Consider the following 16,162-nt stretch of genomic DNA (forward strand, 5'->3'; position numbering starts at 1 on the left):
TTTCCCGGTTGTAAGTCGTGTTGATAACGGGCAGTCGCATCACTGCCCGCTGTGTTTTAATGGAAAATGACGTCAGGTGCGCTTAACGCCTCACTCAAATCAAACACATCAAGTTCGGCAAAAGTGACGGATTTATTGTCACGGTAAACCCGAAGAGAACGGAAGCTCATTAGCGCTTTGCTATCAACATTGTAGTGGTTAAAACCGGGTGAAAACTTAAGGACCAGCCGGTACTCGCCCAGGTCATAGACAAATGCGTCCTCATAGCCTGACTCCCAGCCTTTGTATCGCATTCCCATAAGTTGCCCAACGGTAGCGGATTTACCTTCCCAGCGAGTCAGGCTGTTACTGGTTGACTCGTCAGGTGTGAGCAGTACCGTGCGCCGCGCCAACTGGCGAAAAGGCGGCATAATTTCGTAATCGGCAAAAAGCTGTGCAAATTCACTGCGCATTTCTGCTGTCATTTCTAACGGGTGGGCAATGCCAATCAGAGCGTCCGCAGGCAGGTCAATTGGCTCATCTTGTGCATTGCAGAATTCCCCCTCTGCGGCCACACGAAAGGCGTTGAGTAAACGTCGCGGTTCATTTGCCAGATAAACGCCCCATATCAGTCGCTGGGTAACCAGGCGAGTAAATGGATGATTAACAAAGAGAGAATGAAAATCTGCCAGCGACCAGCGTCGGGTGGTGCGAAGGGCAGTTTCAAGACGCGGGAGCAGGTTTTTGCTCACCTGAGTGGCATCTTTTTTTAGCCCTTTTAATCGGGCCAGTGCCTCGGGCGCTTTCAGTTGATCGTCATCGGCGCGCAACCGGGGAACACTTTTCTGGCGAGCGTTTTGCTGATCGTAGATAACCGGGTTGAGGTTTTCATCGAAGCGAACGGTAAATTGCCGGGGACCAAAATCAAAAATCAACGCCTGCGGATCATCAAGGCCCAAGGTTGGGACTAATTTGTCCGCTAACTCTTCCTGGCTTAGCCCGCGATTTTCTGCGACCACCTGAAGGAATTCCGCCGCGTTATCACGTAAGGGGCGGGATTTCGCCCGTTGCGATATATGATGCAGCTGTATCAGCGCCATATCATTATTCATCAGGGTGAGTATATTCAGACCACTGACAGCACGGGCAGATTTGCCTTCTTGTGGCCAGGCGAGGATCTGTGTCGTCAGATCCCGTGCCGTGCTTTCGTCGCCAAAGAGACTTAACGCCAGAAATGCCCAGTTGTCTTTTGCGGGGGCGCCAGCTTGTTGCCATGCGGTGAAGAGATCCCAGGCAAAAGTGGCCAGCGTTTGCGGTTGGCAGAACGTTTTCAGTTGTTCCAGCCCGCTATAAAAACGTCCACCCTGGGTAAAGCGCAGCATTTCGCCGATAATTTCCAGAGCGTCATCGGTAACAGGCTGATTATTCGTGATAAGGCGCGGCCTGGACCACATTGTCGGATGCCAGAAATCAGGAGCTTTTGGAATGCGTGCTGGGTAAATCTCTATTGGACTCTGTTTAAGTAAATGCTCCAGGGCAGGCCATACATCAGCGCGTTGCCAGCGGTTTGCCACAGTTTGCAGCAATTCGCCATGTCCCTGTTCGTACAGTAAACGCAGGGCAAGTAATGCGGCTTCGCTAATATCGCTGGGTTTGGTAAAGACAAGAGGGATAAGTGCAGAAGCCGTATGTTCCGGCCATTGTAAAATCCACTGGCGAGCCAGATTACGCTGGCCCGCAAAACGGTGCCAGACGCGGGCAACGGGCAGGGCCAGTTCTGTTGCGCCAAAATGAATCAGCAGCGGAAATATCTCTTTTGGATGTCGGGCAAAGGCGGTGTTTAATCCAGGCAAAGCATCGGTACCCAGCACACTTAACAGATATTCCCCCCCGGTGTAATGAAAATCAGCCTCGACAATTTGTTGCCAGCACGATACCGCCATTTCGCGCGGCATCTGCGCGATAAGGTACAGATTCCAAATCCCCCAACGCTGTTCATTACCATAGTAAAATCCGTACTGAAAAGTTCGCCACCCTTCCATCAACGCAATGCTATCTTGTGCCAGTAATGATTTGGTGGCTTCTTCCCGGTACTGTTTAGATTTGGCCTGATGCGCGTGATAAGTACGCAATAGTCCTATTGATGTGTATTCTTGCAGTTGCTGAGCATCAAAGGCATCCAACTGTCCATTAAGAAGACGCTTATTAAATTCCAGGCTATGAACGTCAAAACCTAATTTCCGCAAGAAGATATCCGCTCCTCTCTTAGCAAGACGTTCGTCAAAAGACATGGCGCTAAAATGGTCAATTGCAGTTTGCTGTTCCGGCGTCCAGTGTTTATTCGGCGACCTGTACGTTTGTGGTGCAAGCGTAAGATCAGGCAGCGAAAAGTGAGGTATGGAAGTCTTTTTCTTTCTCCCACGCCATGGTGGTGAAACGAGGATTTCAGGCATTTGGCTGTTAGGGGTGCCATCAATAACTAGTTTGGGCGGTGCCGATAAATAACTCTTCAGCTCTGCCCTGGCTTGAGTACTTAACCACGGCATGACGTCTTCTGCCAGTTGTGGCTGCGATGCCATCAGCGTTTGTAACAGCGTATGCCAGAACTCATCTCGAACTTTTTGCTGTGCAGGCAGCTTTTTGTCTTCGATGATTGGATAACCTGGGCGGGCTGGTGGTTCTTTTAACGCCAGCAGTTCTGCCAGTGCAGCGAGCGTCGCATGGGGGAAGTTTTTACTGTATTTAGCCACACGTTGCAGGCTGGGTTTGTTTTTATCAGCAACTAACAGCAAGGTGCGGATGACTTGCGGATGGTTAATTTGTACCAACAGACTGCCGCAATCTTCTTTATGGGCATATATCGCGAGGCGCGGAACGGCTGCCAGTCCTTGTTCGCGCAAAAGGGCAGCGCAGGCCGCGTAGCCGAAGTGGTTTTCATGCGACATGTAGCTGGCTTCTCGATCGCTAAATATATCCTGGCTCCAGTAGCGTTCGAGTTTTCTCACCGCTTTGGGGTCAGTAGCAACAACTTTTAACCACTCCTTAGAATGAAAATGAGTCCGCGGGCATTCAAGGCTTACCAACTCATTGGCGATTTCTGGTTTTTCGGGGAGGATCAGCGCAATAAAAGGGCGGCGAACTTTGGTTATTCCTGGCAGTGCGGCAATGAGTTTGTCGGCGCAACGCTGCCAGCAGCTTTCCTCTGCCAGAGAGAGGTGTTTACGCAGTCGGAGATCGAATTCGTTATAGGTTTCTGAGCGATAACCATAGCCATAGTCCTCGTTCTGATACTGCAATGTGACTACCAGAGGATCACTCTCATAACACCGTGCAATAAACTGGCGTGCAATCACCACCTCAGTCGCATATTCCAGCCCCTCTTGTTGGACGATTTCGTCGAGCAACTGTTGGCTGTCATTTTGCGCGATACAGGCTAGCGCCGCCATTGTGCGGGCCGGGACTGAGGGTTTGTGTTCGCCGATCAAGTTGATGGCCTGCGTAATGGCGGACTGCCACTCCAGTGAAAAATTTTCATAACGCCAGACAATGTTTTTTTTCTTCTCAGCTTTTTGTAGCAATTCATCACCCAGTGTCTGAATGATGCTTTCAGTGATAACAGGCACTGGTTCGCCCGGCCAATTGCGATGGCTGAGTGGTGTTTTGCCTTTTTTATATTTCAGTTCCACTTGGGCGTTATCCGCCAGCCACGGTAATTCCTTGTCCATGCTCTTTCCTTATTCAAACAGAGCTTCAATATCGTTAATCAACTCGCTGGCGGTGATGGCATCGAGCACGAAGAACTGTGCTTCCTGTGTTGAATTACTTCCCCAGCCATAGCTTTCTGCTTTGCCTTCCCATAGCCACAGCTTGCTTAAGAGTTGCTCGGCGCTAAGTTCGGCTGGCGACATACCAACTGCAAAGCCTTCATCGATTTCCATGATTAACGACCAGCGGCCCAGAGGTTTGATCATCCAGCCGATCCAGCCACCATCCTGCGGTTCACCACGCACCCAACCTTTATTCGCCAGTCCCATGACCCGACCGCTCGGGCATTTTCTGCCTGCCCAGCGGGTCAATTCGCTGGCATTGCGCTCGGTTTCTGTCAGGGCGTAACTGTTACGGTCGAGCTGGCGGAACGGCGGTAACAGTTCATAGTCGGCAAAAAGCTGCCCAAAGGCGGCGGCATCCGTCGGTGATATCTCCAGAACGTGAGGAATACCAATAGAGATATCGCCTTCCGGTAAGGTGAAGAGGTCATCGTCAGCGGTGCTGTAGCTGTTATCTTCCGCCACGCGGAAGCACGCCAGTAGCTGGTTTTCGGTGCTATAAACGCCCCAAATCAGACGGCGGGTTAAGTGGCGGACCAGCGGATGCTCAACCAGGAAGAGCTGAAAGTTTTCAGCCGACCAGCGGCGACGAAGGCACATGGCGGATTCCAGCCTTGCTACCTGCTGGGCAGCAACGGTACGCGCATCTTTTTTCAGCAATTTGTAGCGGTTAACAGCATCGTTCGCCTGTGATTCATCATCGCTTTTGTTTGGTTTGGGCAGGTCTTTCAGACGACTGCCGGAAGCGTCACGCACAAACGGTTTTAAGGTTTCATCAAAGCTGACGGTGAACTGGCGTGGGCCGAAATCCAGCAGCAACGAACCGTTATCATCCAGACCGAGATCCGGTGCTAACCGATCTTCAAGCTCCGCCACCGTGAGTTCGCGGCTCTCGGCAATGTTGACAATTTTTTCTTTTGCCCGCTCCTGTAATGCTTTGAATTTCAGTTTCTGGGCGATGCCGTTAAGCTGCATCAGGGCGATATCGCTGCCGATAGCAGCGAGAATATCCAACCCAACGGTGGCGCGTTTATGCTGGGATTCACCAGGCCAGGCGCGGATTAATGGCGTCAGTTTGCGGGCGGTGTCATCGTTGCCGAGAACACCTAACGCACTGAACGCCCAGCTCTCTTTCGACGGAGCTCCCGCAGTCAGCCAGGCGGTAAACAGATCCCAGGCAAATTCAGCCAGAGAGTCGGCGGTACAGGCATCTTTCACCTGCAATAATCCCGGATACAGAGCCTCTTCCTGAGGGAAGCGGAGCATTTCGCCGAGGTGGAGGAGGGCGCTATCTGGCAGTACCTTGCTGCTATTTTTGAGTTTCGGGCGAGTCCATAATGGAGGTTGATAAAACAACGGTAAAGGGGGGATTTTCGCCGGGTATTTACCCACAGGACTGTTGTCGTTATTTTTATTTTGAGTTTCCCTGGGCTGCGAGACTAGTACCATTGGTAGAATTTCTGAGTTTGCAAAATCTTCATTGCGACTATTCAGCAATTGCTGACATTGTTGCAATAAATTTGCCGCTTGCGACGATAATCCGATGACTAATTTTTCGACCAATAAAGGATTTGCATTAAGTAATGAAACCAGCAACGTATGTTTGCGTTTATCATCTTTTTTTACCAATGCTTCGGCTAATGCCGCTATCGTGGCAGAAGGAAAATTTTCGGCACTTTTTATTAGTCGTTCATAACAGCGTTTATTAGTATCGGCGGCTTCGATGAGTGCCGTAATGGCCAACGGATGATTAATACATTTCAGTACGTCACCGCAATTATCTTCTTCAGCATAGAGAGCCAGGCGAGCCAGTGCCGCTATACCTTGCTCCCGTAATACCGTAGCTGACCAACTGGCACCATAGGTGTTAAATACATCAATGTATTGATAGTTCTCCAGTATTTCGAGCGTGAATGGATCTGTCGCTACCAGTTTCAACATTTCAAGTTGTGGAACATCTGCGACCTGGTGTAAACGATGTACGATCTCATGGGCCACTTCGGGTATTTCTGGCATTAAAATGGCAATTAACGGTTGGCGATAGAGTGATATATCTGGTAACGCAACGAGTAATTTTGCAATGCAATTTTGCCATACTTCTTCTTCTGCTAGTGATAAATGTTTACGCAGACGTAAACTAAATTTGTCGTTATTCCTTCTATAACTGTCCTTGCTGCTATCTGCATAATTAATAAAGAAAGTCAAATGTTCATCTTTATAGTCAAAATCGAAATCAATTTGCCACCAGAAGATGACAGTTTCAGTTGCGTATTCGATACCGAAGGTGCTTACAATTTCATCCAGCAACTCGGATGAGGTTTCATCATTCCAGCCCTGACAAAAACATATTTCCAGAAAAGTAAGTACCGCCATAGTACGCGCGGGTATCTCAGTCTTTTGGGCCTTAATTAAGCTGATTGCCTGGCTAATCGCATCAGCCCATTCATCAGAGCATGAGCTGTAATCGAAAGTCAGATTTTTATAATAATGATAAGTACGATTTGCCAATCGGGAAATTAAATTTTGTTTCTCGGGTTTGGTTGGTTTTTTTACTGGCTCTCCCGGCCAAAGGCGGTGGCTGAGGGCATGGCGGGCAATATTCGGGGGAAGAATAATGGGATCGTTGTCTGCCAGCCAGGGTAAACCATTAGTTGCTGCCTGGTGATTTATTGAGGCTTTTTCCTCTGTGACCAGGACTTTCTTTGCTGAGGCATCATGTGAGTGAGCGTTAGCGTCTACTTGCTCCACATACCCCTTCTTCACCTTCTCCGCAATCAGCTTCAGTTCCGCTTTTTCCGCCGCTGCAGCATCTGCAAAGCTTTTTATCTGGCTTTGCCCGTTGGTGCCGACCTTACCCCAGTTAATATGCAACTCGTTTCCCTGCTGCTCTACCGCCCAGAATTTATGTGATTTTTCGTCCTGATAAATATAGGTTTTCATTGCAAAGTCCTTTTAATCAAACAGTGATTCAATATCGTTAATCAGCTCGCTGGCGGTGATGTCGTCGAGCGCGGAGAAAGTGAGTGAGGATTGTTTACCGTAGCGATCATCAGGCGAGGTGATTTTTACGCTTTCAACCGGTAGCTGGTCGCCATACCCCGTTTCACCATAAATTAATGAAAAAGGTTCCGTTTCAAGTTCGAGATCGCCATAAGGAGTAGATTTGCGCATCGCGTAAACGCTGCCGCTTTCTTCCAGACGTTGCCAACCTCGGCGTTCCAGCCCGACAATGCGACCAGCCTGGCAGAGTCGTCCTTGCCAGCGTGTCAGTACGTGAGTATTACGTTCATTGTCCGCAAGGTGGTAACTATCACGATCGAGCTGTTGGAAAGGGGGAAGCAGTTCGTAATCAACGTAAATTTGCCTGAATGCAGCGGCGGATTCAGGGGGGATTTCCAGCACATGCGGAATACCGATGTTTCCTGCTGGCAGCGTGAATAGCTCATCCTGCGCATCGCTGTAAGTGCTGTCTTCTGCGACCCGGAAGCAGGCAATCAGCGTGTTTTCCTCAGTATATACCCCCCATAACAGCCGTCGGGTTAAGTGACGTACCAGCGGATGCTCCACCAGAAACAGGCGGAACTGCTCTGCCGTCCAGCGTCTGCGTTGGCACATAGCCTGCTCCAGACGATCAATCTGCTGGCTGGCTATGGCTCGCGCATCTTTCTTCAATTGTTTAAAGAGGTTAACGGCGTCAGTTGCCAGTGTTTTATCATCGCTCTGGTTTGGTTTAGGTAAATCTTTCAGGACGTTGCCGTTTGCGTCGCGAACCACGGGTTTCAAGGTTTCGTCAAAACCAACGGTAAATTGACGTGGGCCGAAATCCAGTGTCAGCGAGCCACTGCTATCAAGTCCTAAATCCGGTGCCAGGCGGTCTTCCAGTTCAGCCATAGTCAGCCCACGGTTTTCAGCGACCATGTTGATTTTGTCACTCGCATGTTCCTGCAATGCGGCGAATTTAATTTTTCGCGCGATGCCATTAAGTAACATTAGTGCAATATCGCTGCCAATATCAGCTAATACATCCAGCCCGGAAACCGCGCGTTTATGCTGGGATTCACCCGGCCATGCGCGGATAAGTGGGGTTAATTTACGCGCGGTGTCGTCATTGCCTAAAATCCCCAGCGAAGTAAATGCCCAGTTTTCTTTTGCGGGTGCGCCAGCTTCTGTCCAGGCGGTATACAGATCCCAGCCAAATTCAGCCAGTGATTCGCGGGTGAAGGTTTCTTTGATGATCGCAAGCCCTGCGTAGGGGGTAATGTCGCGTGGAAAGCTCAACATAGTGCCCAGGTGGCGCATAGCGTCATCTGGCAGAGGCTGGTTGTTACTTTTAAGCCGTGGTCTACGCCATAAGGTGAACTGATAAAAGCCGGGCAGTGGGGCGATTTTAGCGGGATATTCTTCCAGCGGCTCGCTATCAAATAATGTTGCCAGCGCAGCTAAAACATCAGGTTGGTTATACCCCCGGGCGATTTCTTCAATCGTTTCTCGCTGGTTTAAATTCACCAGCAGACGAAGCGCCTGGCGGGCACAATCACGATCTTTTCCTTTTTTGCCCAAGGCCACAGGAAGTAGCCCGGCGGCAGCATGGCGCGGGTAGTCAGTTAGCCAGTTTCGCGCATCTTCATAAGACATTTTTTTCTGTAGCTGTTGCGCCATCGGTAAGGCCAGTTCACTGACACCGAGGAAGAAGGTGAAGAAGCACAGGCGTCGTGGATTACGTTGCAGACAGGTCATAAATGCAGGTATGGCGGCGCGACCAAAAATTGCCAGAATATTTTCCTCACCAGAGTAGTTATCTTCTTTGACTATCTGGTTAAGAAAAGAAATGGCCTGTTGACCAGGTAGATAACAGAGGGCAATGAGATTCCATCTTTTGTAAGCACTGTTATGGTATTGCGCAAATTCAGCATTGAGTGCTGGAAAATCGAAGCGTAGCAGGGCATCAACGGCACTTTGTGGCGCCGGAATTTTTTCGTATGTTTTTTCTCCGCTCTCCCGCCATTTGTCAAAACCAAGATGCCACAGAATTTGCTGTTCTGGCGTAAGGGGGACTAAGTGAGTCTCCCAGCTTGCTTTTTCCATCGGCGGCAGGTCAGTAAACAATGTTTGTTTTGTTGCCTGCTGTTGGGCTATTTGCTGGAAGCGGGTGACAAGGTATGTACGGGTTAGTTTTTTGGCAATCTCTGGAGTGATATCCGAAACAGAAGGAACTGGAAGCACAGGAAGATCAAACACCGGCGTATTTTTCTTTTTCTCTTTGGTCATCCAGGGCGGCGAAACAAATAACTCCGGCAACATATCCGCAGTGGCATATTCACATTCTTCAGCTACTGACTGAGGACGACATTCAGATAAGATGTCTGCCGCTTTAGCATTAACCCAGGGAATGACGTCGCATACTAACTCTGGTGTGACGGTAACCAGTTTGACAAGCGCTTTACGCCAGTCTTTATCTTCATGTATTGCCAGCAAAGTAGCATAAGCCGCAATAGCCGCAGCGGGATGTTTCTGACAGGCTTTGCTTAAGTATTCCAGGTGCTTTTTCTTGCCAATTACACCGAGGACCAGAATTTGAATCGCATCCGGGTGATTCGTTTTCCATAGCCATTTGACAAGATCTTCAGTCTCGCTGATGCGCTCGAAGAGATAAGTGGGATTGTCAGAATGCTCTTCCGTAAACTCAGTAAGTATACGGCCTGCACCGCGAATTCCATTATTTGCCAGCAACATTGCCAGATAAGCGCGAAAATCACGATATAACGGTGGGAAATCGTATTTTTCTGCTGTAGTCAGAGCGGCGTCATCGGTTACCACCAGTCTTAACCAGGTCATCGCCGGAACGTTTTGGTCTGCATAGCGTAGAGCCATAGCATTGGCGATATCCGGGCGTTCAGGGAGCAGTAACGCCGCAAAAGGTTGCCGTGCGGGGGAGAGCGAGGGAATAGCCGCAAGTACTTTATCTACACAGCGTTGCCACTCATCTTCTGAAGCGAGTGAAAGATGATGACATAGACGTTGATGCCAGTTCGGTAGTGTTTCTGCTTCGTGAGCTGGAGGAATAATGGTCGTGACGACGCCTTTTACTGATTTATATTTTAGTTGAAGAGCGAGAAGGGCAATTTCAACGGCACTTTCCAGACCACAGCGAATGACTAAGTCATCGACCAGTTCATCTGCAGAGTAAGAGTTCCTAAAGTGCCAGAGTAATGCTGCGTCAGACTGCGCACTCCCTGTCTGTAGATTATCCCGGATTCGCAACTGTAATTCGGCAAACGCCTGCTTCCAGTTTTCCGGATAAGAACTGTAGTATTGTTTTAAATCATATGCATTGGTGTTATCTGCAATACGCTTCCATATCTCTCCTTTATTGCGCGGATAATTAATTTCTCTTGGCCTGCGGCGATGAGGAAAAGCAAATCGATTAATATCGTCAGTGACCGGAATGACTGCATTATCAGCCAGCCATGGGCGTTTATTTTGACTCACAGGGGGAGTTTTAACTTCAGGAGTGGCTTTGGTGACTGGAGGGATATATACGTTTGCCGAATCGCCTTCCACATAGCCTTTTTTCGTTTTCTCTGCGATCAGCTTCTGTTCCGCTTTTGCCGCCGCAGCAGCATCAGCAAAACTTTTTACCTGGCTTTGCCCGTTGGTGCCGACTTTGCCCCAACTGATATGCAACTCGTTGCCTTGCTGCTCCACCGCCCAAAATTTATGTGATTTTTCGTCCTGATAGATAAAGTGTCTCATTCTGCATCCCTGTAATTTTATCCAGTTGAATGCAGATGCTACCAGTATTTATGCGGGTTAGAGAGAGACAAAATCGCAAGAAAACAACTTTAGGAATTTATAAAGAAAAGGCGCTGTCGATGCAGCGCCTTGAAGGGGGATTATTTCACCTGATGGCCTGGTTTAGCACCAGCATCCGGGCTTAGCAGGAAGATATCTTTCCCGCCAGGACCGGCAGCCATCACCATGCCTTCAGAGATACCAAAGCGCATTTTACGTGGTGCCAGGTTGGCCACCATAATGGTGTGACGACCAATCAGTGCCTGCGGATCCGGGTAAGCAGAACGAATGCCGGAGAAGACATTACGTTTTTCGCCGCCGAGATCCAGCGTCAGGCGCAGCAGTTTGTCAGAACCTTCAACAAACTCTGCGTTTTCAATCAGCGCCACGCGCAGGTCAACTTTGGCGAAGTCGTCAAAGGTGATGGTTTCCTGAATCGGATCATCTGCCAGCGGGCCAGTAACTGGTGCAGCAGTGGCTTTTACTTCCTCTTTGGATGCTTCCACCAGTGCTTCAACCTGTTTCATGTCGATGCGGTTATACAGCGCCTTGAACGGATTCACTTTATGGCCAAGCAGCGGTAGCTGGATACCATCCCAGGTCAGTTCCGTATTCAGGAATGCTTCTGCACGCTCGGTCAGTTTCGGCAGTACCGGCTTCAGGTAAGTCATCAGCACGCGGAACAGGTTGATGCCCATTGAGCAAATCGCCTGCAGGTCAGCATCGCGACCTTCCTGTTTTGCGACTACCCACGGAGCCTGTTCATCGACATAGCGGTTAGCCAGGTCAGCCAGCGCCATGATTTCGCGCACAGCTTTACCAAATTCGCGGCTTTCCCACGCTTCGCCAATCACTTCAGCGGCATCGGTAAAGGTTTTGTACAGCTCAGGGTCAGCCAGCTCGCTTGCCAGCACACCGTCAAAACGCTTGTTGATAAAGCCCGCGTTACGGGATGCCAGGTTCACCACTTTATTAACGATATCGGCATTCACACGCTGAACGAAATCTTCCAGGTTCAGGTCAATATCATCGATGCGTGAAGAGAGCTTCGCGGTGTAGTAGTAGCGCAGGCTGTCAGCGTCAAAGTGATTCAGCCAGGTGCTGGCTTTAATAAAGGTGCCGCGAGACTTGGACATCTTCGCGCCGTTCACCGTCACATAGCCGTGAACAAACAGGTTGGTCGGCTTGCGGAAGTTGCTACCTTCCAGCATGGCAGGCCAGAACAGGCTGTGGAAGTAAACAATATCTTTGCCGATGAAGTGGTACAGCTCAGCGGTGGAATCTTTCTTCCAGTATTCATCGAAGCTTACGCTGTTGCCGCGCTTGTCGCACAGATTCTTGAATGAACCCATATAGCCAATCGGCGCGTCCAGCCAGACGTAGAAATATTTGCCCGGCGCGTTCGGAATTTCAAAACCGAAGTACGGCGCGTCGCGGGAGATATCCCACTGTTGCAGGCCGGATTCAAACCACTCCTGCATTTTATTTGCCACTTGCTCCTGCAACGCACCGCTGCGGGTCCATGCCTGCAACATTTCGCTGAAAGAAGGCAGATCAAAGAAGAAGTGTTCAGAATCACGCATTACCGGCGTAGCGCCAGAAACCACCGATTTCGGTTCGATCAATTCAGTCGGGCTATATGTTGCGCCGCAGACTTCACAGTTATCGCCGTATTGATCAGGTGCTTTACATTTCGGGCAGGTGCCTTTCACAAAACGGTCCGGCAGGAACATGCCTTTTTCCGGATCGTACAACTGAGAGATGGTGCGGTTTTTAACAAAACCGTTCTCTTTCAGGCGGCTGTATATAAGCTCTGACAGCTGACGGTTCTCTTCGCTGTGCGTAGAGTGGTAATTGTCGTAGCTAATGTTAAAGCCTGCGAAATCAGTCTGATGCTCCTGACTCATTTCGCCAATCATCTGCTCCGGTGTGATACCAAGCTGCTGGGCTTTCAGCATGATTGGCGTACCGTGGGCATCGTCGGCGCAGATGAAGTTGACCTCGTGGCCGCGCATTCGCTGGTAACGGACCCAGACATCAGCCTGGATGTGCTCCAGCATATGGCCGAGGTGGATTGAGCCGTTGGCGTACGGCAGTGCGCACGTTACCAGAATTTTCTTCGCGACTTGAGTCATAGTAGGCATTACTTCTTTGTAGTGAAAAGGGCTTAGATAGTACCAAATGGGGCATGGTTACGTAAGTCCTGTGCAAGCATCTTATGATGCATTATTAGGTAAGTACTTAGCTGTTAACTTCAGGTAAACTAATAGCGATAAGTTATCTTTATAAATAAGGAGTCGGGATGAACGAACAATCCCAGGCCAAATCACCAGAAGCCCTGCGCGCAATGGTCGCCGGGACACTGGCCAATTTTCAGCACCCAACCCTCAAGCATAACCTCACTACGCTAAAAGCGTTGCACCATGTTGCCTGGATGGACGACACGTTGCATGTGGAACTGGTTATGCCGTTTGTCTGGCATAGTGCGTTTGAAGAGTTAAAAGAGCAATGTAGCGCCGAATTGCTGCGTATCACCGGGGCGAAAGCTATCGACTGGAAACTGTCGCATAACATTGCCACTCTGAAACGAGTGAAGAATCAGCCGGGTATTAACGGCGTGAAGAACATCATTGCGGTCAGTTCCGGTAAAGGCGGCGTGGGTAAATCCTCCACGGCGGTAAACCTGGCGCTGGCGCTGGCGGCGGAAGGGGCGAAAGTGGGCATTCTGGATGCCGATATCTACGGCCCGTCAATCCCCACCATGCTGGGGGCAGAAAATCAGCGTCCAACTTCGCCGGACGGTACCCATATGGCACCGATTATGTCTCATGGCCTGGCAACCAATTCAATTGGTTATCTGGTCACTGACGACAATGCGATGGTGTGGCGTGGCCCGATGGCGAGCAAGGCGTTAATGCAGATGTTGCAGGAAACCTTGTGGCCGGATCTCGACTATCTGGTGCTTGATATGCCGCCAGGAACTGGTGACATTCAGCTGACGCTGGCGCAGAACATTCCGGTGACCGGTGCTGTCGTGGTCACCACCCCGCAGGACATCGCGCTGATTGATGCCAAAAAAGGCATCGTGATGTTTGAAAAGGTCGAAGTTCCTGTGCTCGGTATTGTCGAGAACATGAGTGTGCATATTTGCAGTAACTGTGGTCACCATGAGCCGATTTTCGGCACTGGCGGCGCAGAGAAACTGGCAGAGAAATACCACACGCAACTGCTGGGGCAGATGCCTTTACACATCTCCTTACGCGAAGATCTTGATAAAGGCACGCCAACGGTTATCAGCCGTCCGGAGAGCGAATTTACCGCTATCTACCGCCAACTGGCAGACCGTGTTGCAGCCCAACTCTACTGGCAGGGTGAAGTAATCCCTGGCGAGATTGCCTTTCGCGCCGTATAACGCGTATTAACCTTTCTGGTTATTCTTCATTCACCGCATCAATGTTAAATTGATGCGGTGAATTTTTTTGCAGCCTTAATAACCCCTTTTTTAATGCTGCGAATATTCAGTGGATCTTAGTCCGAAACTGTACAAAGGCGATTGATTGTGCAAACACTGTCTCTTTATCATCCCTCGTGGCTGTGTAGCGGATGTACAGCTATAGTTTGTTATGCACTCAATCTACCCGGCATAACCTTTACTACAGGGATAACGTTCAATGAATAAGTATTGGTTGTCAGGAGTTTTTTTTCTTGCTTATGGACTAGCATCACCCGCGTTCTCTTCTGATACTGCAACATTAACCATCAATGGCAGGATTAGTTCCCCTACATGCAGTATGGATGTTGTTAATAATCATCTTCAGCAACGTTGTGGGCGGTTGTTACAACGAGTTGAAACCAACTATCGCGCTTCTTCTACTGCAAAAGGCGTTACGACAGAAGTGGTTGCTGTGGGTAATAATGACAAACGTAAAATCGTGTTAAATCGTTACGATTAATTTGGCAACACCGTTTTAAGCATATTTAGAAAGCCAAAATCATTCTCGTGAATGATTTTGGCTTTTTTATTTATTTAATAAATGTTATTTACGGTAATTTGCGGTAATCAATCAGTTTCAAATATGTTTGTTATATGGAATTATTTGTTGTGATTATATTGTATTAGTTAATTTGTTTTAAATCAATAAAACAATATGTTTACATTGAAGCAACCTTTTTGGTGTGAGAAATTTGTTTCCAAGAGATACAGACTCTTAACAAAACAAAATAAACCTATTAAGGAACACATTATGAAACGTTCAATTATTGCTGCCGCTGTCTTGTCCTCTGTATTTATGAGTGCTGGTGTATTTGCTGAAGACGTCGACACCGGAACTTTAACCATTAAAGGAAATATTGCTGAATCTCCATGTACATTTGTTGCTGGTGGTGATTCAGTCAGTATTAATATGCCGACTGTACCAACCACTGTATTTGATGGTAAAGCGAAATATTCAACTTATGATGATGCGGTTGGTGTAACCAGCAGTATGCTGAAAATTACTTGTCCGAAGACTATTGATGGCGTAAAACTTTCATTGATCACCAACGAGAAAATTCTTGGTAATGATAAGGCAATATCCAGTAGTAATGACACAGTTGGATACTATCTCTATTTAGGGGATAGCAGTGACGTACTGGATATTTCCGCACCGTTTAATATTGAAAGTTATAAAACTGCTGACGGACAATATGCCATACCGTTTAAGGCAAAATATCTGAAGTTGACTGACAGTGGTGTTGCATCTGGTACTGTTAACTCTTCATTGGTTATGCGTGTTGCCCAGGATTAAACATTTAAAATAATCACCTTATTTTTTCAGCAACTTAAAATGGCCGCCATATTCATGGCGGTCAGCATAAATATAAGAGGCATTAAGATGAAAGGATTATTATCTTTACTCATCTCTTCTATGATATTTCCTGTGTATGCCGGAATGGTTATTTTCGGGACACGTATCATTTACCCGGCAGAGCAGAAAGAAGTCATGGTACAACTGATGAATCAGGGAAACCGCTCTTCGCTGGTGCAGGTATGGATTGATGATGGTGACACGTCTCTGCCGCCAGAAAAGATTCAGGTTCCTTTCATGTTAACGCCACCAGTAGTGAAAGTAGCGGCCAATTCTGGGCAACAAATAAAAATTAAAATCATGCCTAATAAATTACCTGTTAATAAGGAGAGTATTTTCTATCTAAACGTTCTGGATATTCCACCGAATAGCCCAGAAGATGAAGGAAAGAATGCGTTAAAATTTGCCATGCAAAACAGAATCAAGTTGTTTTACCGACCTGTAGGTGTTGCCCCAGTAAATAAAACGACCTTTAAAAAATTGCGGGTGAGTCGTAGCGGTAATAACGTAGTCATAAAAAATGACTCGCCAAATTGGGTAACGATTTCTGACGTTAAGGCTAATAACGTCAAAGTGAATTATGAAACTATCATGATTGCACCACTAGAAAGTCAGAATGTCAGTGTGAAAAATAATAATACGGATGGCTGGCAACTGACCATTATCGATGATCACGGCAACTATATTAGTGACAAAATTTAATCGCAGGAGCTTCCT

At 48.3% G+C, this 16,162-nt stretch carries 7 protein-coding genes and 2 pseudogenes; 4 read left to right on the forward strand and 5 right to left on the reverse strand.

Going from position 1 to position 16,162, the window contains the following annotated elements; all coding sequences use genetic code 11:
* Positions 1-56: 56 nt before the first annotated feature.
* The 5 genes and pseudogenes from D9736_RS01755 to metG form a co-directional block, all read right to left on the reverse strand.
* Positions 57-3,704 (reverse strand): DUF4132 domain-containing protein, encoded by a 3,648-nt coding sequence (locus D9736_RS01755; protein WP_130257541.1) that lies wholly within the window; start codon positions 3,702-3,704, stop codon positions 57-59.
* 9 nt (positions 3,705-3,713) lie between these two features.
* Positions 3,714-6,746, reverse strand: a complete 3,033-nt coding sequence (locus tag D9736_RS01760; RefSeq protein WP_130257542.1) for a WGR and DUF4132 domain-containing protein — start codon at positions 6,744-6,746, stop codon at positions 3,714-3,716.
* A gap of 12 nt (positions 6,747-6,758) precedes the next feature.
* A pseudogene (locus D9736_RS23820) lies at positions 6,759-7,835 on the reverse strand (DUF4132 domain-containing protein); the annotation flags it as partial.
* Between the two features lie 2,532 nt (positions 7,836-10,367).
* Positions 10,368-10,559 (reverse strand): annotated as a pseudogene (locus D9736_RS23825) (WGR domain-containing protein); the annotation flags it as partial.
* Positions 10,560-10,699: 140 nt separating this feature from the next.
* Positions 10,700-12,733 (reverse strand): methionine--tRNA ligase, encoded by a 2,034-nt coding sequence (gene metG, locus D9736_RS01770; protein WP_130257544.1) that lies wholly within the window; start codon positions 12,731-12,733, stop codon positions 10,700-10,702.
* Between the two features lie 167 nt (positions 12,734-12,900).
* On the opposite strand from metG, the gene apbC reads away from it, so the two are divergent.
* From apbC to D9736_RS01790, 4 genes are all read left to right on the forward strand, one after another.
* A complete protein-coding gene (apbC, locus tag D9736_RS01775; RefSeq protein ID WP_130207002.1) occupies positions 12,901-14,010 on the forward strand; it encodes an iron-sulfur cluster carrier protein ApbC in 1,110 nt (369 codons plus the stop codon).
* Between the two features lie 259 nt (positions 14,011-14,269).
* Entirely contained in the window at positions 14,270-14,551 is a 282-nt protein-coding gene (locus D9736_RS01780) for a DUF2574 family protein (protein WP_130217184.1), read from the forward strand.
* A 291-nt stretch (positions 14,552-14,842) separates the two neighbouring features.
* A complete protein-coding gene (locus D9736_RS01785) occupies positions 14,843-15,385 on the forward strand; it encodes a fimbrial protein (RefSeq protein WP_130217186.1) in 543 nt (180 codons plus the stop codon).
* 87 nt (positions 15,386-15,472) lie between these two features.
* Positions 15,473-16,147 carry a fimbria/pilus periplasmic chaperone gene (locus D9736_RS01790; protein WP_130257545.1) on the forward strand — a complete coding sequence of 225 codons (675 nt, stop codon included), beginning with the start codon at positions 15,473-15,475 and terminating at the stop codon, positions 16,145-16,147.
* Positions 16,148-16,162 lie beyond the last annotated feature (15 nt).

The organism is Escherichia sp. E10V10, from assembly GCF_004211985.1.
Taxonomy (GTDB): Bacteria; Pseudomonadota; Gammaproteobacteria; order Enterobacterales; family Enterobacteriaceae; genus Escherichia.

What these genes read in the sequence shown, in the direction of transcription:
- D9736_RS01755 (WP_130257541.1), bottom strand. Translation starts at nt 3,704, where the DNA reads ATGGACAAGGAATTACCGTGGCTGGCGGATAACGCCCAAGTGGAACTG.
- D9736_RS01760 (WP_130257542.1), bottom strand. Translation starts at nt 6,746, where the DNA reads ATGAAAACCTATATTTATCAGGACGAAAAATCACATAAATTCTGGGCG.
- metG (WP_130257544.1), bottom strand. Translation starts at nt 12,733, where the DNA reads ATGACTCAAGTCGCGAAGAAAATTCTGGTAACGTGCGCACTGCCGTAC.
- apbC (WP_130207002.1), top strand. Translation starts at nt 12,901, where the DNA reads ATGAACGAACAATCCCAGGCCAAATCACCAGAAGCCCTGCGCGCAATG.
- D9736_RS01780 (WP_130217184.1), top strand. Translation starts at nt 14,270, where the DNA reads ATGAATAAGTATTGGTTGTCAGGAGTTTTTTTTCTTGCTTATGGACTA.
- D9736_RS01785 (WP_130217186.1), top strand. Translation starts at nt 14,843, where the DNA reads ATGAAACGTTCAATTATTGCTGCCGCTGTCTTGTCCTCTGTATTTATG.
- D9736_RS01790 (WP_130257545.1), top strand. Translation starts at nt 15,473, where the DNA reads ATGAAAGGATTATTATCTTTACTCATCTCTTCTATGATATTTCCTGTG.